General features: G+C 67.6%; 18 protein-coding genes. 10 read left to right on the top strand and 8 right to left on the bottom strand.

The features are described 5' to 3' along the window. Positions 1-87 precede the first annotated feature (87 nt). From AC6CHP_RS07990 to AC6CHP_RS07960, 7 genes are all read left to right on the top strand, one after another. On the top strand, positions 88-876 hold the full coding sequence (locus AC6CHP_RS07990) for an amino acid ABC transporter permease (protein ID WP_104186508.1): 789 nt from the start codon (positions 88-90) through the stop codon (positions 874-876). Beyond that, complete coding sequence (locus AC6CHP_RS07985; protein ID WP_229675390.1) at positions 873-1,646, top strand: amino acid ABC transporter ATP-binding protein; 774 nt, start codon at positions 873-875, stop codon at positions 1,644-1,646. Before AC6CHP_RS07990 ends, AC6CHP_RS07985 begins: the two co-directional genes overlap by 4 nt. After that, on the top strand, positions 1,646-2,689 hold the full coding sequence (locus AC6CHP_RS07980; protein ID WP_498229034.1) for a Gfo/Idh/MocA family protein: 1,044 nt from the start codon (positions 1,646-1,648) through the stop codon (positions 2,687-2,689). Before AC6CHP_RS07985 ends, AC6CHP_RS07980 begins: the two co-directional genes overlap by 1 nt. Before the next feature lie 60 nt (positions 2,690-2,749). After that, positions 2,750-3,931: an NAD(P)/FAD-dependent oxidoreductase gene (locus AC6CHP_RS07975; RefSeq protein WP_498229295.1), complete on the top strand. Its 1,182-nt coding sequence runs from the start codon at positions 2,750-2,752 to the stop codon at positions 3,929-3,931. Positions 3,932-4,142: 211 nt separating this feature from the next. After that, positions 4,143-7,613 carry a DEAD/DEAH box helicase gene (locus AC6CHP_RS07970; protein WP_498229032.1) on the top strand — a complete coding sequence of 1,157 codons (3,471 nt, stop codon included), beginning with the start codon at positions 4,143-4,145 and terminating at the stop codon, positions 7,611-7,613. 104 nt (positions 7,614-7,717) lie between these two features. After that, positions 7,718-8,392, top strand: a complete 675-nt coding sequence (locus tag AC6CHP_RS07965) for a hypothetical protein (protein WP_104186511.1) — start codon at positions 7,718-7,720, stop codon at positions 8,390-8,392. Positions 8,393-8,471: 79 nt separating this feature from the next. Beyond that, positions 8,472-9,452 carry a family 43 glycosylhydrolase gene (locus AC6CHP_RS07960; RefSeq protein ID WP_498229030.1) on the top strand — a complete coding sequence of 327 codons (981 nt, stop codon included), beginning with the start codon at positions 8,472-8,474 and terminating at the stop codon, positions 9,450-9,452. Positions 9,453-9,616: 164 nt separating this feature from the next. Here AC6CHP_RS07960 and AC6CHP_RS07955 read toward each other — a convergent pair whose 3' ends face one another. The 8 genes from AC6CHP_RS07955 to glnT all read right to left on the bottom strand — a co-directional run bounded on the left by AC6CHP_RS07955 (position 9,617) and on the right by glnT (position 18,778). Continuing rightward, complete coding sequence (locus AC6CHP_RS07955) at positions 9,617-10,906, bottom strand: ammonium transporter (protein WP_377192861.1); 1,290 nt, start codon at positions 10,904-10,906, stop codon at positions 9,617-9,619. 239 nt (positions 10,907-11,145) lie between these two features. Then, entirely contained in the window at positions 11,146-11,769 is a 624-nt protein-coding gene (locus AC6CHP_RS07950) for a helix-turn-helix domain-containing protein (protein WP_188731168.1), read from the bottom strand. Between the two features lie 49 nt (positions 11,770-11,818). Next, positions 11,819-13,069 carry an allantoate amidohydrolase gene (locus tag AC6CHP_RS07945; RefSeq protein WP_377193063.1) on the bottom strand — a complete coding sequence of 417 codons (1,251 nt, stop codon included), beginning with the start codon at positions 13,067-13,069 and terminating at the stop codon, positions 11,819-11,821. A 59-nt stretch (positions 13,070-13,128) separates the two neighbouring features. After that, the gene (locus AC6CHP_RS07940; RefSeq protein WP_498229027.1) at positions 13,129-14,310 is read right to left on the bottom strand and encodes an FAD-dependent oxidoreductase; all 1,182 of its coding nucleotides are present in this window, start codon (positions 14,308-14,310) and stop codon (positions 13,129-13,131) included. Continuing rightward, positions 14,310-15,665, bottom strand: coding sequence for an FMN-binding glutamate synthase family protein (locus AC6CHP_RS07935; RefSeq protein WP_498229025.1), 1,356 nt, complete (start codon positions 15,663-15,665; stop codon positions 14,310-14,312). The genes AC6CHP_RS07940 and AC6CHP_RS07935 overlap by 1 nt, the downstream gene beginning before the upstream one ends. 10 nt (positions 15,666-15,675) lie before the next feature. After that, positions 15,676-16,413, bottom strand: a complete 738-nt coding sequence (locus tag AC6CHP_RS07930; RefSeq protein ID WP_498229024.1) for a protein glxC — start codon at positions 16,411-16,413, stop codon at positions 15,676-15,678. Next, positions 16,401-17,309, bottom strand: a complete 909-nt coding sequence (locus tag AC6CHP_RS07925) for a class II glutamine amidotransferase domain-containing protein (RefSeq protein ID WP_498229022.1) — start codon at positions 17,307-17,309, stop codon at positions 16,401-16,403. The genes AC6CHP_RS07930 and AC6CHP_RS07925 overlap by 13 nt, the downstream gene beginning before the upstream one ends. A gap of 53 nt (positions 17,310-17,362) precedes the next feature. Then, on the bottom strand, positions 17,363-18,778 hold the full coding sequence (gene glnT / locus AC6CHP_RS07920) for a type III glutamate--ammonia ligase (protein ID WP_498229020.1): 1,416 nt from the start codon (positions 18,776-18,778) through the stop codon (positions 17,363-17,365). A gap of 330 nt (positions 18,779-19,108) precedes the next feature. On the opposite strand from glnT, the gene AC6CHP_RS07915 reads away from it, so the two are divergent. The 3 genes from AC6CHP_RS07915 to AC6CHP_RS07905 all read left to right on the top strand — a co-directional run bounded on the left by AC6CHP_RS07915 (position 19,109) and on the right by AC6CHP_RS07905 (position 22,148). Further along, positions 19,109-20,107, top strand: a complete 999-nt coding sequence (locus tag AC6CHP_RS07915; RefSeq protein WP_188731148.1) for a LacI family DNA-binding transcriptional regulator — start codon at positions 19,109-19,111, stop codon at positions 20,105-20,107. A gap of 140 nt (positions 20,108-20,247) precedes the next feature. Next, positions 20,248-21,399: a Gfo/Idh/MocA family protein gene (locus AC6CHP_RS07910; protein ID WP_498229018.1), complete on the top strand. Its 1,152-nt coding sequence runs from the start codon at positions 20,248-20,250 to the stop codon at positions 21,397-21,399. Further along, positions 21,399-22,148 (top strand): ThuA domain-containing protein, encoded by a 750-nt coding sequence (locus AC6CHP_RS07905; protein WP_188731146.1) that lies wholly within the window; start codon positions 21,399-21,401, stop codon positions 22,146-22,148. The genes AC6CHP_RS07910 and AC6CHP_RS07905 overlap by 1 nt, the downstream gene beginning before the upstream one ends. The last annotated feature ends 74 nt before the right edge of the window (positions 22,149-22,222 follow it).

The following is a 22,222-nucleotide window of genomic DNA, read 5'->3' as shown; positions in this document are numbered from 1 at the left end:
ACCACGTGCATGTCCGGGCGGGCCGAACGCTTCCATGCCAAGGCCCGCCCGGCTGCTACCGGAACAACTAACACCTGAGAGCATTCAATGGACTGGCTCAACACCATCATCCGCACCTTCTTCGACTTCGGCGCCATGGCTGAAGTCCTGCCCCAGCTCCTGGCGGTAGGCCTCCTCAACACCCTCATCATCTCTGTCGCCGCCACCGTCATCGGCGTTGTCCTGGGCATGGTGGTGGCCGTCATGGGCATCTCACCGTCCAGGTGGCTGCGCATCCCGGCCCGCATCTACACGGACCTCTTCCGCGGCCTGCCGGCCATCCTGACCATCCTCCTGATCGGCCAGGGCTTTGCCCGCCTCAGCCAGTCGATCTTTGGCCCCTCGCCCTACCCCCTGGGCATCATCGCCCTCAGCCTGATTGCCAGCGCCTACATCGGCGAAATCTTCCGCGCCGGCATCCAGAGCGTGGACAAGGGCCAGGGCGAAGCATGCCGCGCCCTGGGCATGAGCTACGGCAAATCCATGGCACTTGTGGTCATCCCGCAGGGCATCCGCCGCGTCCTGCCTGCCCTGGTGAACCAGTTCATCGCCATTGTGAAGGACTCCTCCCTGGTGTACTTCCTCGGACTGCTGGTCAGCGAACGCGAACTCTTCCGCGTGGGCCAGGACGCCGCAGTGCTCTCCGGGAACCTCTCCCCCCTGGTCATGGCGGGCATCTTCTACCTCATCATCACCGTGCCGCTCACCCACCTTGTCAATTACTTCGACACCCGCTTCCGCACAGGAAAACGCCGCCCCTCGGCCCCCACCAGCGGCCTCAACGAAGTCAAGGAACTGGACGCGGCCTCACCGCTCACCACCGGGAGCAACACATGATCACCAGCACCAGCACGAATACCACCGCTGACATCGAAACCTTCCACGGCTCCAGCCTGGAGCTGAAGAACCTGACCATGGCGTACGGGGACATCGAGGTCCTCCGCAACGTCAGCCTGGCCGTGGCGCCGGGCACCACCACCTGCATCATCGGGCCGTCCGGCTCAGGCAAGTCCACCCTCCTCCGGGGCGTGAACAGGCTGCATGAGCCCAAGAGCGGTGACGTTGTCCTCGCCGGCGAAAGTGCGCTGAAGGTCAACCCGGACATCCTGCGCAGCCGGATCGGGATGGTGTTCCAGCACTTCAACCTCTTCCCGGACCACACCGCCCTGGAGAACGTGGCCCTCGCCCTCTGGAGCGTCAAAAAGATGTCCAAGGCGCAGGCCAGGGAACGTGCACACCGCCGCCTGGCCGAAGTGGGCCTCGCCGAACGCGCCGACCACCGCCCCCGGGACCTTTCCGGCGGGCAGCAGCAGCGCGTCGCCATCGCCCGTGCCCTCGCCATGGAACCGGAAGTGATGCTCTTCGACGAGGCCACCAGCGCCCTGGACCCCGAGCTCGTCAAAGGAGTCCTGACCCTTATGGCCTCGCTCGCCAAGAGGGGAATGACCATGGTGGTGGTGACGCATGAGATGGGCTTTGCCCGGAAGGTGGCCGACCAGGTGGTCTTTATGGACGAAGGCGAAGTGGTGGAAGCCGGCACCCCGGCGGAGATCTTCGACAACCCCCGCAGCGAGCGCCTCCAGCGTTTCCTCTCCGAGGTCCTCTGATGGGGTCCGCAGGACGGGGACCTATCCGTACCGCCATCGTTGGCTTTGGCATCTCGGGACGGGTCTTCCATGCACCCCTCATTGAGGCAGACCCGTCCTATTCACTCGATGTCATTGTCACCGCGGACCCGGATCGCGGTGCAGCAGCGGCAGCCCGCTACCCAAAGGCGCGCATCGTGCCGACGGCGGAGGCCATGTTCGCGCTGGCGGCGGACCTCGACCTGGTGATCCTGGGAACCCCTCCGGCCACGCACTTTGGCATCGCTTCGACGGCGATCGCCCACAAACTGCACGTGGTGGTGGACAAGCCGTTCGTCACCACCTCGGCCCACGGGCAGGAACTCGTGGCCTTGGCGTCCGACGCCGGCGTGCAGCTGACGGTCTTCCAGAACCGCCGCTGGGACGCTGATTTCCTCACCCTCAGGAAGCTCCTCCACGAGGGCGCGCTGGGCGAGGTCCGGACCTTCGAATCCCGGTTCGAATGGTGGCGCCCCGAGGGGTTCGGGAACTGGCGCGATTCCGCCACCACAGCCGAGGGCGGAGGAATCCTCCACGACCTGGGTGCCCACCTCATTGACCAGGCCGTCCAACTGTTCGGCCCCGTGGCGCGCAGCTACGGCGAATCAGCGCGCCAGGGCCTGAACCCGGATGCGGCAGCCACGGAAGCGTTCGTGTCCCTGCTGCATGACTCGGGGGTGCGCTCCCGGCTGTGGATGAACGGCATGGCCGCCCAGGCGGGCCCCCGGTTCCATGTCCTGGGCTCCCACGCCGGCTACACAAAGTGGGGACTGGACGGCCAGGAACCCGCGCTCGACGCCGGCCTGCCGCCGTCGGACCCGGCATATGGCGTTGAGTCCCAGGAGTCTTGGGGGCTCCTGGGAGTCGACGGCGCAACACGCGCCGTGCCCGCCGAGCCGGGCGCGTATCCCCAGTTCTACCGGCTTCTCGCCGGAGCCCTCCTGCACGGTGGGCCGGTCCCAGTTGACCCGGCAGACGCCGTCGACGTCCTGAAAGTCATTGAAGAAGTCCATGCCCTCGCCTGACGCCCGCGCCACGGCACATCTTCCAATTACCTACCTTCCAACCCAGGAAAGCGAGTGACCATGTCCTCCACCAGCCCCGCCAGGAAAATCGCCGTCATCGGCGGCGGAATCCTTGGCGTTTCCACCGCCGTCCATCTGGCAAAGGGAGGCGCGCACGTCACACTCGTCACGTCAGGCCCGTTGGCAAGCGGAGCCTCCGGCCGCTCCATCGCATGGCTCAACTCCTCCGGCGCCCGCTCCGCCGAGTACCACTACCTGCGGATGCTTGCTATCGACCGCTACCGCACCTGGAGCGCGCACCACCCCGAAAGCCGCGACTATCTGAGGTTCGATGGTGCGCTGAAATGGGCAGGCCCGGACGAAACCTTCCGCGACACCTTCGCCTTCGAGCGTTCGGGCGGATACCACTCCGTCTGGGTTGACAGCAGGGACGTGGCCCGGATCGCCCCGAATGTGGATGCCGCTGCGGTTGCCGACGAGGGTGCCATCTACAACCCTGGTGAAGGCTGGGTCAACATGCCCGACTTCATAACGGCATTGGCTTCCGAGGCGGCGGAGAACGGGGCGGTGATCATCAAGGATGCCGGGGATGTTCGGGTGGATGTGCGGGACGGCGCCGCGGGCGGCGTCATCCTCGGCGACGGGACGCGGCTGGAAGCCGACCAGGTGGTGCTGGCAACCGGCGGCGAGGTCCCGGCCCAGCTCGCAGCCCTTGGTGTAACGGTTCCAGATGCCACGCCAGCCGCCTTCGTGGTGTTCACCGAACCGCTCGACCTGAAAGTGCAGACCGTGCTGAACACCCCGCGCGTCGCTGTGCGGCCCATGCCTGACGGAAGGCTGGTACTTGACGCGGACTGGGCAGAGCAGTCTGTGATCATCGAAGATGACGGATCCTTCACGGTTCCCGAGGAGTCCGTCCAGGGCCTGCTCGAGGAAGCCTCGAAGGTACTCGCGGGGAACCCCCGGCTGACCGCCCAGCGGGTGGCTGCAGGCCTGAAACCCATTCCCGGCGACGGTGTACCGGTGGTGGGCCCGGTGTCTTCGATACCGGGCCTGCACACGGTTTTCACCCATTCGGGCGCCACGCTGGGGCTGATCCTCGGTGAGCTCCTCGCGGAGGAAATCCTTACCGGAACCCCCTCTCCCGTACTCGCCGCCTTCCGGCTTGACCGGTTCGACGCCGGCGCCCCCTCCCGCGAGGCCGTGGGGACCGGTGCTTGGGCGCCGGTGCACCAGAGCTGACAGGCCGGGAGGTGGTGCGGGCCGAAGCCCCACCACCTCCTGGGCTGGCTGCGGCATTCCGCTGCAGTTGCCTCCCTGGTTGTCCATGTGATCCCACCCTGCCGTCCTCAAGTGGCCGGCGGCGCCCTTCGCCCCGCCGGCGAACTAAGATGGATCAGATGACCAACCACCGGCCCGGCCCCGCCGTGGCCTGCTGAAAGTAGCGCGCACCATGCCATCCCAACCGGACGAGAGTGCGGCACTGGCAATACAGACTCCCGCCATCAACGACCGCTCCCTGGCGGCCGGGCTGGCGTATGCCATGGGAAGCCGCGTCTCAGGCATCTCGTTCGACGCCGCCACCGGGCTCATGCTGGGCAAGGTCCGCGGCGGCGCGGACGTGCCCTACTCCACCACCGCCAAGCTGGTCCGCAAGGGCGGCGGCTGGAGCTGCACCGTGGGCGTGTGCAGCTGCCCGGTCCGCAAGGACTGCAAGCACGTGGCGGCGCTGCTCTTCGCTGCCGAGGACAACCCGGCCATCCGGGTCCAGCTGCTCACGCCGTCCACTTCCACCCAGCTGTCACGCACCCCGCCCGGCGCCGCCCTGTCCGACTGGGAACAGGCCCTCAGCCCGCTGATCTCCCAGCCGGGAGCCGTCCCCTCCAACGCCGGAGTGCCGCTGGCGCTCCAGTTCGAGGTGGAAGAACCCGCGCCGCACTTTTCCTACACCGGCCGGCGCGATCCGCAGCGCAGCGTCCGCCAGCTCAAGGCCCGGCCCGTCATCATGGGCGCCAAGGGCAAGTGGATCCGCGGCGACGTTTCCTGGACCACGCTGAACTACCTGAACTTCCGGCGCGAGTGCAATCCCGCGCATGTGGAGTGGATGCAGGAGTTCCTGGCCGCCCATTCCGCGGCAGCCGGCCGGACCTACAACTCCTCCGGCTTCTGGCTAGGGCTGAACTCGTACGCCGGGAAAAACCTGTGGAGCCTGCTGGAAGACGCCGGGAAGATCGGCCTTGCGCTGGTGCACTCGCGCGGCACTGAGCCGGTCCGCCTCGCGGGGTCCCCCGCCGCCGTCGGCCTTAGCCTGAGCCGTCACGGCTCGCCGCTCGACGGTACGACCGCAGCGGTGGGGGCGGCACCCGCGGCGGCCGCCAAGGACCAGGCGTCCGACGGCGGGCTGGAGCTTGCGCCCACCATCGCCGTTGAGGGCGTGGAGGTTGATCCGGCGTCCGTGGGAACCATCGGCCGCCCCGCCCACGGCATCTTCTTCACCACCGACGGCGGCGCGCTGCCCGGTGTTGGCGAGGCACCGGCGGGCGAGAACGTGATCACGCTGGCTCCGCTGGAAGGCGGCCTGAGCGAGGAACTGCTGACGTTCGTGACAGCCGGCAGCACGCTGCACATCCCGGCCAGGGACGAGTCGCGGTTCCTGACGGGCTTCTACCCGAAGCTGAAGCAGACGGCCCGGGTCACGGCCCGCGACGAGTCCGTGGAACTCCCCGCCCTGGCCGTCCCCACCCTGTCCCTGCTGGCGAACTACGGCGCCGACCACCGGGTGCGGCTGCACTGGGAGTGGCACTACAAAAGCGGAAACCTGGTCACGGCGCAGCCCCTCTGGAGGCACCCCGGAGACCACGGCTACCGCGACGACACCGCGGAAGCCCGCATCCTCGAAGGCCTCGGCCAGCCGTGGGACGTGGTGCCCGCCCTGGGTGAGTCCGCCACCGGCGGCTGGGGCACCCCGCGGCTGGCGGCGTCAGCGGAACTGAAGGGCCTGGACACCCTGGCCTTCACCGAGGAGGTCCTCCCCCGGCTGCGCGAGGCCCCGGACGTCGAGGTGGACACCGTGGGTGAGATCGCCGAATACCGCGAGGCCGAGGAAGCGCCGGTGGTGTCCATCTCCACCAAGGCCACCGAGCAGCGCGACTGGTTCGACCTCGGCATCCAGATCACCCTTGAGGGGCAGCCGGTCTCCTTCGCGGCGGTATTCTCTGCACTGGCGTCCGGCCAGACCAAGATGCTGCTGCCCAGCGGCGCCTACTTCTCCCTGGACCTGCCCGAGCTGCACCAGCTGCGTGCACTGATCGAGGAGGCGCGCTCCCTGCAGGACAACAAGGACGCGCCCCTGCAGATCAGCCGCTTCCAGGCCGGGCTGTGGGACGAGCTTGCCCAGCTGGGAATCGTGGACGAGCAGGCGGCCGCGTGGCGTTCAGCGGTGGGCGGCCTGCTTGAAGGCGGCGTGGACGGCCTGCCGCTCCCCGCCACCCTCAATGCGGAGCTCCGGCCCTACCAGCTGGAGGGCTTCAACTGGCTCACGTTCCTGTACCGGCACAGCCTGGGCGGGATCCTCGCGGACGACATGGGCCTGGGCAAGACCGTCCAGGCGCTTGCCTTGATGTGCGCGGCGAAGGAGCTCTCCCTGGCGGCAGCAGATGCTTCAGCAGGCCAGTCCGACGCCGGCGCTCCCTTTTTGGTGGTTGCCCCCACCAGCGTGGTGGGCAACTGGGCGGCGGAAGCGGCCCGGTTTGCCCCCGGCTTGAAGGTCCAGGCCGTCAGCGAGACCTTCGCCAAGAGCAACCAGGCGCCGGCTGAGGCACTGGCCGGGGCCGATATTGTGATCACGTCCTACGCCCTGTTCAGGATTGATTACGAGGCCTACGCCTCCCGCACCTGGTCCGGCCTGGTCCTGGACGAGGCGCAGTTTGTGAAGAACCACCAGTCCAAGGCCTACCAGTGCGCCCGGAAACTGCCGGCGGCCTTCAAGCTGGCCATCACGGGCACGCCGCTGGAGAACAACCTCATGGAGTTCTGGGCGCTCACCTCGATCGTTGCGCCCGGACTGTTTTCCAGCCCCAAGCGCTTCGCCGAGTATTACCAGAAGCCGGTGGAGAAGAACGGCGACAAGGGGCAGCTGGACAAGCTCCGCCGTCGGGTCCGTCCGCTGATGATGCGCCGCACCAAGGACCAGGTGATCAAGGACCTGCCGCCCAAGCAGGAGCAGATCCTGGAAGTGGTGCTGAATCCGCGCCACCAGAAGGTGTACCAGACGCACCTGCAGCGCGAACGCCAGAAGATCCTGGGGCTGATCGAGGACGTGAACAAGAACCGGTTCACCATCTTCCAGTCGCTGACCCTGCTGCGGCAGCTCAGCCTGGACGCCTCCCTGGTGGACCCGGCGCTTTCCGCAGTGCGGTCAAGCAAACTGGATGTGCTGTTCGAGCAGCTGGAGGACCTGGTGGCTGAGGGCCACCGGGCACTGATCTTCAGCCAGTTCACCGGGTTCCTGGGGAAGGTCCGGGAACGGCTGGACGAGGAGAAGATCGAGTACTGCTACCTCGACGGCGGCACCCGCAACCGCGCGGACGTGGTCAACGAGTTCAAGAACGGCAGCGCTCCGGTGTTCCTGATTTCGCTGAAGGCCGGCGGGTTTGGGCTGAACCTTACAGAAGCCGACTACGTGTTCCTGCTGGACCCGTGGTGGAACCCCGCTTCCGAAGCGCAGGCCGTGGACCGGACCCACCGCATTGGGCAGGCACGGAACGTGATGGTGTACCGGCTGGTTGCCAAGGACACCATCGAGGAAAAGGTCATGGCGCTCAAGGCCCGGAAGTCTCAGCTGTTTTCCGACGTCATGGAAGGCGATGCCCTGGCCGGCGGCGCCATCACGGCGGAGGACCTCGCGGGGCTGTTCAAGGAGTAGCGCTGAAGGCGGGGCTTTGGGCCCTACGCCTGCACCAGGGCCGGATCTAATCTGGGATCAGCAGAGCGACTGGCGGGCGCCTGCCGAATCCCGGGAGGCAAACCGTGAAATCGGCCAACGCGAGCATCATCGCCGGCATCGTCCTGATCTCGGCGGGCGTGCTGTTGCTGCTGGACCTGCTCAACGTCATCGAGAGCGCCGCCTATGTGCCGATGCTGATCTTCGCCGCCATAGGGGCAGTGTTCCTGTCCCTCTTCATCCGCAGCCCGGAGAACTGGTGGGCCGCAATCCCCGGCTCGGTGTTCCTGGGCCTGGCAGCCGTGATTGCCGCCTCCCAATTTACGGACGGCGGCGCCGGCGCCAGTTTCCTGTTCCTGTTCATGGCCGCCGGATTTGCCGCAGTCTACCTGCGTCAACGGGGCAACTGGTGGGCGGTGATTCCCAGCGGGGTGATGCTGACGCTGGCCGTCATTGTTACCCTTCCGCAGGATCTGCAGGGCATGCCCGTTGCCGCCGTCCTGTTCCTGGGCCTGGCGGCCACCTTCGGTGTGCTGTCCATGGTGCCCGTTCCCGACGCCGGTCCCGCCGGGCGGATGAAGTGGCCCCTGATCCCGGCGGCCGTCCTGGGCGTGCTGGGCGTGATCTTCGCCCTGCAGTCGACGGCACTGCTCATCGCCGCGGACATCCTGGTCCTGACCCTCATGATCCTGGCGGGCGTCGCCCTGCTGGTCTACGCCTACCGCGCCCTGCATGGCGGGCACGGCAAGGCGCACGGCTAGGGCACCGGGGGAACTGGGCACCACCGCCGGGCGCGTCGCATAAGCTGGTACTCCCCGAAACTACAACGTTAGAGAACCAGTGCAAGAGCCGCTCACTCCCCTGCGTCCCGACGCCTTCAGGACGCCGTACCGCGATCCGGTCTGGGACGGCCCAACGGATCCGATCCTGGTTCATGACCACCTCACCGGTGAGTGGGTGCTGTTCTACACCCAGCGCCGGGCCACGGCACCGGGCCTCTCAGGAGTGGAGTGGGTGCACGGCACGGCCATCGGTTCAGCACGATCCTCGGACGGGGGCGCCACCTGGCAGTACCGGGGCACCGTGGACGGACTGGTGCCGCCCGGAACTGAACTGCCGGCAACCCTCTGGGCGCCGGACGTCGTACGCATCGGCGATGAGTGGCTCATGTACCTGACCGTCCTGGGCGGGGTGCGGAAGGACTGGAACGGAAAAGCGGCACTCGTGCAGTTCGCCAGCGGGGACCTGGTGCACTGGGAGTACATGGGCCCCATCGACCTCGATTCGCCTCGGGTGATCGACGCCGCCGTCGCACCGTGCGGGGACGGCCGCTACCGGCTCTGGTACAAGGACGAGGCCCGCGGCTCCAACACCTACAGCGCGGTGAGCGATACGCCGCGGGACCCCTCGTCCTGGACCCTGGAAGGCATCACCATTCCCGGCCGTCCGCATGAGGGGCCCAAGGTGTTCCGGCTCGAGGGAACGTACTGGATGATCGTGGATGAGTGGCGGGGCCAGGGCATATACCGCTCGTCAGACGCCGCCGGCACCTGGGTCCGGCAGGAACACCTGGACGGGCTGATCCTCACCCGGCCCGAGCACGTGGACGGGCGGCCCGTCGTCGGACGCCACGCGGACGTGGTGCCCCTCGCCCCCGGGGAAGACGGTAAGGAGCGGGCCCTGCTGGCCTACTTCACCCATCCGCACTGGGGCGGCGAGGACATCGACACCATGGCCCCGGACCCCAAGACCCGCCTGAGCCACATCCGCGGCGCGGTCCTGGAAGTCCGGGACGGGAACCTTGTTTGCACCGAACACTGAACACTGCGCACTTAGCACTGATTTCCGGACGGCCAGGCCCTTCACAACATGGCAGAGGACCAACCCCTGGAACTATAAGCCGGCTCATGCCGGCACCGGTCCACAGGTTGGCCCTCTGCCTGACTCGTCCTCCGGGTGGCACCCACCCGGAATCCTTCGAAAACCTACGCGCGCTGCGGGGAGCCCAGCTCCACCGGGTCCTCATCCGTAAGGTAAGCGAGCTCGGAGTGGGCCGCGAGGTCGATGCCGCGCATCTCGTCCTCCGGGTTGATCCGCAGGCCGATCGTCTTGTCCAGGATCTTGGCGAGGACCCAGGTGATGCCGAACGAGTAGGCCAGCACCGTGACGGTTGCGAGCGACTGGACGCCGAGCAGCTCCACGCCGCCGCCGTAGAAGAGTCCGCTGACTCCGTTCGGGGCAGCATCGGTGGCGAAGAGGCCGATCAGCAGGGTGCCCAGGATGCCGCCCACCAGGTGGACGCCCACGACGTCGAGCGAATCGTCGTAGCCCAGGCGGTACTTCAGTTCAATGGCCAGCGAGCAGACGGCCCCGGCAATCGCGCCGATGGCCACCGCACCCAGCGGGCTGACCGCACCGCAGGCGGGGGTGATGGCCACAAGTGCGGAGATCAGGCCGGAAGCTGCGCCCATGCTGGTGGCAGCGCCGCGGCGGACCCGTTCCACCAGGGCCCAGGCCAGCAGGCCGGCCGAGGCAGCCACAGCGGTGTTGAGGAACACCACCGACGCCGAGTGGCCGGCGGACAGGGCCGAGCCGGCGTTGAAGCCGAACCAGCCGACCCAGAGGAGGCCTGCACCCACCAGGACCAGCGGCCGGCTGTGCGGCTTCGCGTGCTCCACCTTGGGCCAGCCCGAGCTCTTGCCCAGGACCAGGGCCAGGGCCAGGGCGGCTGCGCCGGCGTTCATGTGCACGGCGGTGCCGCCGGCAAAGTCGATGGCCTCGATGCCGCTGGCGATCCAGCCGCCGGTCACGCTGCCGTCCTCGGAGGAGAAGGCGAACACCCAGTGCGCCACCGGGAAGTAGACGATGGTGGCCCAGATGCCGGCAAACAGCATCCAGGCACCGAACTTCATGCGTCCGGCAGCCGCGCCGGCCACCAGCGCGGTGGTAACACAGGCGAAGAACAGCTGGAAGGCCGCGAACAGGGCCACCGGAATGGACGCCTCCCCATCCTCAGCCATCAGCTGTCCCAGGCCGGGGAACTCGGTGACGTCACCGATCAGGCCCAGCCCGCCCACTGAATTGCCAAAGGCCAGCGAGTAACCGAACAGCGCCCAGAGGACGGCCACCAGGCTGGCGCCGCCAAAGCACATCATCATCATGTTGAGAATGCGGCGCGACCCCACCATGCCCCCGTAAAACAGGGCAAGGGCGGGGATCATCATGCAAACCAGCGCTGCGCTGGCCAAAATCCAAGCGACATTTCCCGAATCCATGGGAAACCCCTTTCGTGATGCGAGGAGAGAACGCCAAATCGCCCGTTGGAGCCACTCCGGAGGAGGGACGCGGAGTCAGTACCACGTTCATCGGAGGGCAGCTATTGCCGTCTGGTTCCAACTGTATGGCGGCAGTAATGGCCTGGGTTTCCGGTGTGTTAAATGATCGTTTCAGTCATCCACACGGAAGTTTCAGCCGTCCCGCAGAGCGCAGGAGTGAGGGTGGGAAGGGCCGGATCCTACTTGGCGGAGATGGCCAGGAACGTGATGGGCAGGTCCAGCAGTTCCAGCGGCCCGTGCGGCCCTTCACCGTCCAGCAGCAGGGAATCGCCCGGCTCCATGGCGTATTCGTACGAGCCGTGGCCGTACACCATCCTGCCGGCGAGCATGTAGATGAACTCCGTGCCGGGGTGCTGGAACAGCGGGAACACGTCGGAGGCGTCCGTGAGCGTGACCAGCGTGGGTTCCAGGGCGTCGGTCCTGCCCTTGAGCGTGCCCAGGACGCGGTATTCGTGGCCGTGCCGGGTGCCGCTGCGGACGGTGAGGCTGCCCTGGCCGCTCTTGGTGAAGGTGGCGTCGCGGTCCGTGTCTGCGCCGCGGAACAATGCGGTGACCGGGACTTCCAGCCCGTCCGCAAGCCGCTGCAGCGTGGTGAGGGAACACGAGGTGGTGGCGGTTTCCACCCGGGAGATCATCGCCTTGGAGAGGCCGGTCCGGGCGGCCAGTTCCGCCGAGGACAGCCCGGCAGCCGTACGGTAGTGCCGCACCTGGCGTGCGATGACCTGCTCCAGCCGGCCTGCAGCCTGCCCGTCAGCCTGCTCCCCGTCGTCGTCACCGGCGTGATCGGCTGCGTGTTCGGTCATAGCAGCCATCTTAGGCACGGAACCGCGCGGGAGGACGACGACGGCGGCGCTACCTGGGTGCGCGGGTGTCGCCTGCCAGCCCCGCGAGGGAGTCCGCCAGCGCGAGTGCGCCGGCCTCGGCATCCCAGTCCTCCACCAGTTCCTCGGGGGAATGGGAGATGCCGGTGGGATTTCGGACAAAGATCATGGCCGTGGGCATTTGAGACCCCAGGACTCCGGCGTCGTGCCCTGCCCCCGTGTCCAGGACCGGCGCGGCCGGAAGCAGTTCCTGCAGCCGGCTGCGCAGCCCGCCGTCGAAATGCACCGTGGAGCTGAGCGATTCCATGGTCATGGCCGCGGTGCAGCCTTCCTCCGCAGCGAACACCTGGGCATTCAGCCCGATGGCCTCCACCAGCGCCGCGGTGACGGAGTCGTCCGGGTGCCGGGCATCAATCCACAGGTCCACGCGGGAGGCGATCACGTTGGTGCCCCCGGGTACCGGCTGGACCCTGCCCACGGTGGCCCTGGCGTCCCGGTACTTCCGTGCGGTGTCCCGGATGCTGACCATGATTTTCGCGGCGGCCACCATGGGGTCCCTGCGGTCCCTCATCAGGGTGGTGCCGGCGTGGTTGCCCTGGCCGCTGATGCTCAGCTTCCAGCGGCCATGCCCAAGGATGGAGGAACCGATGGCCACGGGCTGGTCCAGGTCAACCAGTCCCCTGCCCTGTTCAACGTGCAGTTCCACAAACACGCCCAGCTGCTGGAGCGTTGCGTAGTCCGCTCCGACCAGGCGGGGATCCTGCCCGTTGGCGGCGGCGATGTCAGCGTAGGTGTTGCCTTCCGGGTCCTTGAGCCGGCGGGCTTTGTCCGGGTCCAGCGATCCGGTGAGGAGGCGCGAGCCCAGGCACGCAACGCCGAACCGGGAGCCTTCCTCTTCCGGAAACACGGCAATGGCCAGCGGGCGCCGGGGCCGGAGTCCGCGGGCTTTGAGGATGTCGAGGGCGACCAGCGCCGAGGCGACGCCGAGCGGGCCGTCGTACCCACCGCCGCCGGGGACGGAATCGAGGTGGCTTCCGGTCACGACGGCGTCCTTCCGGGTCCTCGCGGCGGTGTCCCACCAGGCCCAGATGATGCCGTTGTGGTCCGTGTGGACATCCAGGCCCCGCCGGCCGGCCTGCTCAACGAACCAGCCGCGCAGGTCCGTTTCCGCGGTGGAAAAGACCGGCCGCGAGTACCCGCCCCGGAAGGTGTCCCTGCCGATGGTGGAGATGTCCTGCAGGAGGCTGGCAACAGTGGGGTCGCTGGTCCTGCCGGAAGGCAGGGCATCCGCTGCGGGGTCCGCCGTGGGTATTGTCTGTGGAAGGCTCACTGGTATCCGTCCTAGGTGGTCGCAGCTGCTGGGGACGCGGTCCGGAACCGCCCGGGAACACTGCCTGTGCCGTCGGCCAGGTCCGCCGCCCACCGGCCGAGCAGCGGCGCGAACTTGGCGCCGTGGCCGGAACAGGGCGAGAGGACGGACAGGTTGTCCACGCGGTCGATGAGGAAGTCCTCGTTGGGAGTGTTGGTGAACAGGCAGGTTGTTTCGGCGTAGGGCTCCGGGTCCAGGCCGGGCAGGTAGCGCTGCACGTATTCCACCACCCTGCGGCGGTTTGCCGGGTCCACTGCACCCGTCTGCTGTGCCGCGGAGGGGATCAGCCTGCCGCCGTTGTACTCGGCAACTTTCTGGCCGGCGAAGCCTGCGTCGCGTCCGCCCGGCAGGCCGTAGGCCTGGATGCCGGCAGCCTTGTGGATGAACGTCGGCCAGCCTCCGGCACCGGAAGCAGCGCCGCCGTCGTGGTTTGAAAAAGTGTGGTCCCGGTACCTGAAGTGGAAGGCCTGCTCCTGCCGGACGGTGATCTCCGGGAGCCCGGCCACGAACCCTGCCGGGAGGGACAGCCCGCCCAGCAGCGCCGGCAGCCAGCCGCCCGCGCTGACCACCACGTTGCCGGCGTCGTACGTTTGCCCGGTGGTGGAGTGCAGCCGGTAGCCGCCGCCCTGGCGTGACAGGCTCTTCAGCTCCCAGCCGGTCAGCAGCCGGGCGCCGCGTTCCACCGCGAGGGACACCATGGCATTAACGGCAGTCTCGGCGTCGATCACCCCGGCGCCGGGGTGCCACAGCACGTCCGTATCGAAGGCGAACTGCGGCCAGCGCTGCCGGGCTTCCGCGGCGGAAAGCAGCTGGTGCTCGATGCCTTCGTCAGCCAGCACGGACGCCAGCAGCCCCGGATTGCGCGTCGGCCCGTAGTCCACGGCACCGCAGGGAGTGATCAGCGGGGTCCCGCACGCGGCGGAGAGTCCGTCCCACAGGCTTTTCGATTCCACCACCGCGCGAGTGTAGAAGGGGTCCGGATAGGCGTACCGGAAGATACGGGCGGACCCATGGGAGCTGCCGTCGTGGCTCGCCGGGACATTGCGTTCCAGGATGGCCACCTGATGGCCGCGGGCGGCAAGCTGCCAGGCGGTGGCGGCACCGGCAAGCCCGGCGCCCACCACCACATAGCCTGAGGAGCCAGCGCCTGGCATCAGAAGCTCCCTTGGCCCGGGATCCACGAGGTGCCGGCCAGCGGCACGCGGGCCATGGCGGACGCCTCGATGGTCAGCGCCACCAGGTCCTCCGGCTCCAGGTTGTGCAGGTGCGACTTGCCGCAAGCCCGGGCGATGGTCTGGGCCTCCATGGTGAGGACACGGAGGTAGTTGGCCAGCCGCTTGCCGGCGGCCACCGGGTCCAGGCGGGAGGAGAGTTCCGGGTCCTGGGTGGTGATGCCTGCGGGGTCACGGCCGTCCTGGAAGTCGTCGTAGAACCCGGCGGCGGAACCGAGGGCGGAGTATTCGGCGGCGTAGCGGGGATCGTTGTCGCCCAGGGCAATGAGCGCGGCCGTTCCGATCGCCACGGCGTCTGCGCCGAGGGCCATGGCCTTGGCGACGTCGGCCCCGGTGCGGATACCGCCGGAGACGATGAGCTGGACCTTCCGGTGCACCCCGAGTTCCTGCAGGGCCTGCACTGCCTGCGGGATGGCAGCGAGGGTGGGGATCCCGACGTTTTCGATGAACACCTGCTGCGTGGCAGCGGTGCCGCCCTGCATGCCGTCCACCACCACCACGTCGGCCCCGGACTTCACGGCCAGGGCGGTGTCGTAGTACGGCCGGGAGGCGCCGATCTTGACGTAGATGGGGGTCTTCCAGTCGGTGATTTCGCGGAGTTCGCCGATCTTGATTTCCAGGTCGTCCGGGCCGGTCCAGTCCGGGTGGCGGCTGGCGGAACGCTGGTCGATGCCGACAGGCAGGGTGCGCATTCCGGCCACGCGTTCGGTGATCTTCTGGCCCAGCAGCATGCCGCCGCCGCCGGGTTTGGCGCCCTGGCCGAGCACGATCTCGATGGCGTCGGCCTTGCGGAGGTCATCCGGGTTCATGCCGTAGCGGGATGGCAGGTACTGGTAAACGAGGTGCTTGGACTGGCCGCGCTCCTCAGGGGTCATGCCGCCGTCGCCCGTGGTGGTGGAGGTCCCCACCTCCGTGGCGCCGCGGCCCAGGGCCTCCTTGGCGTTGGCGGAGAGGGCGCCGAAGCTCATGCCGGCGATGGTCACCGGGGTCTGCAGGTGCAAGGGCCGGGTGGCGTGCCGGTCGCCGAGGACGACGTCGGTGTCGCACTTTTCGCGGTAGCCCTCCAGCGGGTAGCGGGACATGGAGGCGCCGAGGAAGAGCAGGTCGTCGAAGTGCGGGACCTTGCGCTTGGCGCCCCAGCCGCGGATGTCGTACACGCCGGTGGCGGCTGCCCGCTGGATGTCGGCGATGGTGGCGCGGTCGAAGGTGGCGGACTCGCGAAGGCCCAGGGCAGCGATGTCTGTGGGCGCCGGAGCGGGCATGGAGGTGATGGTCATGGGGGGCCTCCTAGTAGGCAGTCGAGTTGTCGACGTGGAAGTGGTAGAGGTTCCGGGCCGAGCCGTAGCGCTTGAAGTCGGCCGGGTTGTCGGTGCGGCCGGCAGCGGCCAGCAGCTCGCCGAGTTCGGCCAGGTGTTCAGCCCTCATCGGCTTTTCGACGCAGTCCGCACCGAGGGAGGCCACCGTGCCTTTGACGTAGATCCGTGCCTCGTAGATGGAGTCGCCCAGGGCGTCGCCGGCGTCGCCGCAGACCACCAGGCGTCCGGCCTGCGCCATGAACGCGGACATGTGGCCAATGTTGCCGCCCACCACGATGTCCACCCCCTTCATGGAGATCCCGCACCGGGCACCGGCGTTGCCGTCGATGACCACCAGCCCGCCGTGGCCGGTGGCGGCTGCGGACTGGGAGGCATCCCCCTTGACGTGGACGCGGCCGGACATGATGTTCTCCGCCAGTCCGACGCCGGCGTTGCCGGTGATGGTGACGCCGCCTTTTTGGTGCATCCCGGCGGCGTAGTACCCGGCGTGGCCTTCGATGGTCACCGCGATGTCCGCGTCGATGCCGACGGCCAGGCTGTGCTTGCCGCCGGGGCTGGTGACGGTCCACTCCTGTCCGTCAGCGGCGTTATGGATGGCCTGGTTGAGTTCCCGGACGCTGGTGACAGCCAGGTCCACGGTGGTGGTCTCCGGCATCCGGGCTTCCGGGGCGGTGCTTGCCGTGCTTTCGGGGGCTGTCAGAGTGACCATGTGTAGACCTTTCCGGGTTCCGGTTCAAAGATGCGGGCGTCGTCGATGCCGGGCAGGCCGGCCAGGGCGCGGTATTCGGAGGCCATGGCCACGTAGTCATCGGTTTCGGCGATGATGGCGGGCTTGCAGGCGATGGGGTCCCGGACCACGGCCATGCTGTCCGCGGTGGTGACCACTAGGGTGTAGAAGCCGTCCAGGACCTTGCCCAGGTTCACCAGCGCTTCCTCGAGGGTGTCTCCCTGCTGCAGCCGGGAGGCGACGTAGCGGGCGCCCACCTCGGTGTCGTTGTCGGAATCGAACACCACGCCTTCGCGCCTGAGGTCGCGGCGGACCGTGGCGTGGTTGGAGAAGGAGCCGTTGTGGACCAGGCAGAGGTCGTCGGCCACGGAGAAGGGGTGCGAGCCTCCCGCGGTCACGGCCGATTCGGTGGCCATGCGGGTGTGGGACAGGCCCTGGCTGCCGGCCATGGCCTCAAGGCCGTGCGCGGCGGCGATCTCCATGGGGTGGCCCACGCTCTTCATCACGGCCACGTGTTCGCCGCGGCCAATGATTGTGGATCCGGGCAGGGTTTCGCCGACGGCCTTCACCAGCAGGTCAGTCCCGACGGCGGCGCTCACCAGGGTGGTGTCCCCCACCACCTGCACGGCTGGCTGTGCGTCGGATGGGAGGAGCGCCCCGACGCCCGCGGTGATGTCCGCCGTCGTCACGCCCTGGTCCTTTCCGAGGAGGCTGAGGGTGGATGTTCCCGGGGAAACCAGGCCGGGGGTGTTGTAGACGGCCAGGCCGGCGGAGTCCGGCCCTCGGTCCACGATCTGGCAGAGCATGGAGGACAGTAGGCTGCCCATGCGGTGGTGCAGCGAGGGATTGCGCAGCTGCAGCGCGGCGATTCCGCACATGGTGGAGGTCCTTACTTAGGAGGGTCTGGTCGTGTAACTGGATGGAGGACTGGTCAGATGGAGGTCAAATACGTGCGGATTTCCCAGTCGCTGACCTGGTTGTGCCAGCTCAGGAACTCCTCTTCCTTGGCGTCCGCGTAGTACTTGCCTATCTCCGGGTCGCCGCTGAGGCTGGCCAGGATGACCGGGTCATGCCGCAGGGCTTCCACGGCGTGGAGCAGGGTGGCCGGCAGCTGGTGCGCGTCCGGCCTTGACTCGCCGGGACCGGACGGGGCACCCGGGTCCGCGGCTTTCTCCATGCCGTCCAGTCCGGCAGAAATCGCGGTGGCGATGGCCAGGTACGGGTTGGCGGAGCCGTCGCCGGAACGCAGTTCAATCCGTTTGTTGTCCGGGACGCGGATCATGTGGGTCCGGTCGTTGCCGCCGAAGGACGCCTTCCGCGGTGACCACGTGGCTCCGGATGAGCTGGTGGTGGCGCCTGTCCTTTTGTAGGAATTCACGGTCGGGGCGAGGAACGCCTGAAGTGCCGGAGCGTGGTCCAGGATGCCGGCGATGAAGGAGTAGGCGAGTCCGGAAATCCCAAGGCCCCTGCCGTCGTCGTTGTTTCCCTTGCCGTCCGCCCGGCTGCCCGCTGCCGGGAACAGCGGCTCGGCGCCGGACCACAGGGACAGGTGGAAGTGCAGGCCGGTGCCGGTGCGGTCGGTGAAGGGCTTGGGCATGAACGTGGCGGTCATGCCCCGCTGCTCGGCCAGGATGTTCAGGATGTAGCGGAGGGTGACCACCCGGTCTGCTGTGGTGAGGGCATCGGCGTAGTTGAAGTTCTGCTCGAACTGGCCTGCGGCGTCCTCGTGGTCGTTGGCGTAGTTGCCCCAGCCCAGGCCGTTCATCGCCTCGGAGATGGAGGTGAGGTGGTCGTACATCCGGGTGACCCCGCGGGCGTCGTAGCAGGGGCGGGGTGAATCGTCGCTGGCGTCGGCGGTACTCAGCGTCCCGTCGTCGTTCTTCTTCACCAGGAAGTACTCCACCTCGGCACCCACCTTGGCCTGCATGCCTTTGTCCGCAAGGCGGGCCAGGGTGTTTTTCAGGATCACGCGCGGCGCGTAGGGCCAGGGCGAGCCGTTGACGTGGGGGTCGCAGTGGATGATGGCCAGGCCCTCTTTGATGAAGGGCACTGGGGTGAAGGCGTCCAGGTCCGGCACGGCGATCAGGTCCGGGTCCTGCGGCTTCTGCCCCATCAGGCCCGCAGCGAAGCCGGCGAAGCCCATGGCACCGTTTTCGAGTTCGCCGGCGGCTTCCACCGGGACCAGCTTGGCGCAAGGTTTGCCGGTCATGTCCACGAAGGTGGCCAGCAGGAAGCGGACGCCGTGGGCCTTGGCGATGTCTGCCAGGGAAATGGCGGGAGCCCCGGAAACTTCCCGTTCTTCGGCGAACGGCAGGGCGGTTACAGCAGGGGTTGCGACACTGGTCATCGAAACGTTCCTGTTCGGTTGGCGTTAGCTATCAGTAAACCTTGTTGCATCAGAGTATCCAAATTGGTGTTTCGCGGGATCGGCGGCAGGGTTAATTCGGTGTTTCGCGGCGGGCGCTCCCGGGGCCGCGTCACGCCAGGCACCCTTATGGGCGGCAGTGGCTGACAACCTCCCGGAACCACGGGGGATGCAGCGGCGCGGGAGGCCAAAAGCATGCCGTGCGTGACGCCGGCCGCGGCTAAGCTGAAGAACAGCCACGGCAGCACGGGCACTCAGGGCAGGGTGGAGGGCCACAGCCCTCCCTTGAGGCCGCGGAAGGGATAAATGGACATGGCGCGAGCTACAGTGCAGGACGTCGCGAAAACGGCAGGAGTGTCCGTGGGGACGGTGTCGCGTGTGCTGAACGGAAGCCCGGCCGTCAGTGCGGCGAGCAAAGAAAAGGTGGCTGGAGCAATCCGCCAGCTCAATTACCGGCCCCTCGCTTCCGCCCGCGATCTGCGCCGTGACCGCACCATGCGCATCCTGGCCCTCGCGAAAAATCTGGACTCGCCCATCGTCAGTGAAGCCTTCCGGGGTGTCGGCGATGCTGCCGCCTTGTCCGGATACGTCAGCCTCATCGCACCGACAGCCGGCGAACCCGAGCGGGAACAGCAGCTGGTGGACATGCTGCGCAACGGCTCCGTGGACGGCTTGATCATGTTTTCCCCAACCATGGCTGACGACGAGATCGAAGCAGTGGCCACCCAAATGAGCGTGGTGCAGCTCTGCGAAGTGGCGGACTCGGAGGCGGCGTTCGGCGTTTCCATCGATGACCGGCAAGCGTCATACGACATCACGCAGCACCTCATCAAAAGCGGAGGCCGGAAGTTGGCGATGATCGGTAACCGGGCGGCGCGCTCCGGCCGGCTCCGGGAGGAGGGCTTCCGCTGGGCACTTGCCGAAGCGGGTCTCTCGCCGGAACACCTGCTGTTCGCAGACGGGGACTTCAACTTCCATTCCGGCCGGAGCCTCACCCGGGAACTGCTGGGCAGCGACCGGCTGCCCGACGCGGTCTTCTGCGGCAGCGACACGGTGGCCGCCGGATGCGTCCGCGAGATTACCGACGCCGGGCTGCGGGTGCCCGGCGACATCGCCGTTGCAGGCTTTGACGACTCCATCCAGGCGGAGATGTGCGTGCCCGGGTTAACCACCATCAGGCAGCCCGCATACGACATGGGCCGCGTGGCCTTCGACGCACTCTTCGAGCGCATGACGGAACCCGGGGCGCACCGCCGCGGCCGGACCTACCTTCCCCACGAGCTCGTGGTTCGGGACTCAACAAAGGGCTGAAGGGGGTTGACAGCCCAGAACCCCCACTGACAGACTTTTGGAATCGATTCCAACATTTCGGGCAGCTTGCATCGTGTTCGTTGGAATCGATTCCATACCAAGCACATCCCACCCAGAATCAAACCTAAGGAAGCAACCCCTTGAACATCGAGCAGTCCCCGGCGCAAGGGGCAGCAGGACAGCAGGCAGCTACACCAGGCGAAGAACCAGGCTCCAAGGAACTGAGGGTAGGCGTTGTCGGCATCGGCTGGGCCGGACAGCAGCACCTCATGGCCTACAACGGCCTGGACTGCGTGCGCATTGTGGCGCTGGCCGGGATGGAGCAGGACCTCCGCGACTCGCTGCAGGCCGAATACGCCATTCCGAACGCGTTCGCAGACTGGAAGGACATGCTGGAGCACGGCGGGCTGGACGCGATCAGCGTGGCAGTGCCCACCTTCCTGCACGCTCCCATTGCCATCGCCGCCCTGGAACGGGGAATCCACGTGCTGAGCGAGAAGCCCATCGCGCGCAACGCCGTCGAAGGCCAGGCCATGGTGGATGCCGCCCGCAAGGCGGGGCGCGTCCTGGACGTGGCTTTCAACCACCGCCGCCGCGGCGACATCAAGGCACTCAAGGGTGTCATCGACGAGGGCGGGCTGGGCCGGCCCTACTACGCCAAGGCCTCCTGGCTCCGCCGCTCCGGCATCCCCACGCTGGGCAGCTGGTTCACCAACCCGGACCTCGCCGGCGGCGGACCGCTGGCGGACATCGGCGTCCACGCTCTGGACTACGCCCTGCACCTTCTCGGTGAACCCAAAGTGGTGGCCGTCTCCGCCGCAACACATTCGGAGCTTGGCCCCCAGGGGCGGGGCGGTGGAAGCGCCTACTCGGCCCTGGCCTCCAGCCACGCGTTCGAGGTGGAGGACTTTGCCTCGGCGTTCCTCCGGCTGGAGGGCGGCGGCACGCTGGTGATCGAAGCCAGCTGGGCAACCTACCGGGAAACGGACGACCTCCTGGACTTCACCGTCTACGGCACCGATGGCGGCGCCGAGCTCAAGGTGCAGGGGGCGCCCTTCCCGCCCGTCGGGCAGCTTCGGGTGTTCACTGACAAGGAGGGCGAATCCGCCGATTACGTGCCGCCCGTGCTCCCGGGCCGCGCCCACGACGCAGTGGTGGAAGACTTCATCACGGCAGTGCGCGGCGGCGAGCAGGCCTGGGGCGAGCACGATGGCTCCCTGGCGCTCTACCGGGCCCAGATCATCGACGCGTGCTACCTGTCCGCACGCGAACAAAGGGAGGTTCGTCTCTAATGAACGACAAGTTGAGAATCCGCGTCTGGAACGAGGGCGTCCACGAGGCCAACAACGAGCCGTCACACATCGGGGAGATCTACCCTGACGGCATCCACGGCGCCATCGCCGCGGGGCTCCGTTCCTATTACCCCGAGGCGGAAATCACGACGGCGGTGCTGGCCACCGACGATGAGCACGGCCTGGACGAGGAGGTGCTCGCCGAGACGGACGTCCTGCTCTGGTGGGGCCACGTGGCCCACCACGAGGTGAGCGATGCCGTCGTCGAACGCGTCCACCGGCACGTGCTCGGTGGCATGGGGCTCATCGTGCTCCACTCGGGGCACTTCGCCAAGGTCTTCACCAAGCTGCTGGGCACCACGTGCTCGCTGGCCTGGCGGAACGACGGCGAGCGCGAGCTCGTGTGGACCGTGAAGCCGTCACACCCCATTGCCGAAGGCGTGGACAGCCCCATCGTCATCCCCGAGCAGGAGATGTACGGGGAACTGTTCGACATCCCGGACCCGGACGACCTGATCTTCATCAGCTCGTTCGCCGGCGGCGAGGTGTTCCGTTCCGGCGTCACCTTCACCCGCGGCAAGGGACGCATCTTCTACTTCAGCCCCGGAGACCAGGAGTACCCGGTGTACCACCACCCGCAGATCCAGCGGGTCCTGGCCAATGGCGTGAAGTGGGCGGCCCAGCCGGAGCTGCACCGTTCCGTCCCGGAGGTCACCAACCCTTCGCGGGACTGGTTCAACGAAGCGTAGGAGTTTATCCAGGTATGCAGGCTTCCGAGGTCTTTAAGCCGTCTTATCTGGACAAGAACTCCAATGCGGCAGCG

Source organism: Pseudarthrobacter sp. GQ63 (assembly GCF_059758765.1).
This window is presented reverse-complemented; position numbering and strand designations above follow the sequence as displayed.

What these genes read in the sequence shown, in the direction of transcription:
- AC6CHP_RS07990 (WP_104186508.1), top strand. Translation starts at nt 88, where the DNA reads ATGGACTGGCTCAACACCATCATCCGCACCTTCTTCGACTTCGGCGCC.
- AC6CHP_RS07985 (WP_229675390.1), top strand. Translation starts at nt 873, where the DNA reads ATGATCACCAGCACCAGCACGAATACCACCGCTGACATCGAAACCTTC.
- AC6CHP_RS07980 (WP_498229034.1), top strand. Translation starts at nt 1,646, where the DNA reads ATGGGGTCCGCAGGACGGGGACCTATCCGTACCGCCATCGTTGGCTTT.
- AC6CHP_RS07975 (WP_498229295.1), top strand. Translation starts at nt 2,750, where the DNA reads ATGTCCTCCACCAGCCCCGCCAGGAAAATCGCCGTCATCGGCGGCGGA.
- AC6CHP_RS07970 (WP_498229032.1), top strand. Translation starts at nt 4,143, where the DNA reads ATGCCATCCCAACCGGACGAGAGTGCGGCACTGGCAATACAGACTCCC.
- AC6CHP_RS07955 (WP_377192861.1), bottom strand. Translation starts at nt 10,906, where the DNA reads ATGGATTCGGGAAATGTCGCTTGGATTTTGGCCAGCGCAGCGCTGGTT.
- AC6CHP_RS07950 (WP_188731168.1), bottom strand. Translation starts at nt 11,769, where the DNA reads ATGACCGAACACGCAGCCGATCACGCCGGTGACGACGACGGGGAGCAG.
- AC6CHP_RS07940 (WP_498229027.1), bottom strand. Translation starts at nt 14,310, where the DNA reads ATGCCAGGCGCTGGCTCCTCAGGCTATGTGGTGGTGGGCGCCGGGCTT.
- AC6CHP_RS07935 (WP_498229025.1), bottom strand. Translation starts at nt 15,665, where the DNA reads ATGACCATCACCTCCATGCCCGCTCCGGCGCCCACAGACATCGCTGCC.
- AC6CHP_RS07930 (WP_498229024.1), bottom strand. Translation starts at nt 16,413, where the DNA reads ATGGTCACTCTGACAGCCCCCGAAAGCACGGCAAGCACCGCCCCGGAA.
- AC6CHP_RS07925 (WP_498229022.1), bottom strand. Translation starts at nt 17,309, where the DNA reads ATGTGCGGAATCGCCGCGCTGCAGCTGCGCAATCCCTCGCTGCACCAC.
- glnT (WP_498229020.1), bottom strand. Translation starts at nt 18,778, where the DNA reads ATGACCAGTGTCGCAACCCCTGCTGTAACCGCCCTGCCGTTCGCCGAA.
- AC6CHP_RS07915 (WP_188731148.1), top strand. Translation starts at nt 19,109, where the DNA reads ATGGCGCGAGCTACAGTGCAGGACGTCGCGAAAACGGCAGGAGTGTCC.
- AC6CHP_RS07905 (WP_188731146.1), top strand. Translation starts at nt 21,399, where the DNA reads ATGAACGACAAGTTGAGAATCCGCGTCTGGAACGAGGGCGTCCACGAG.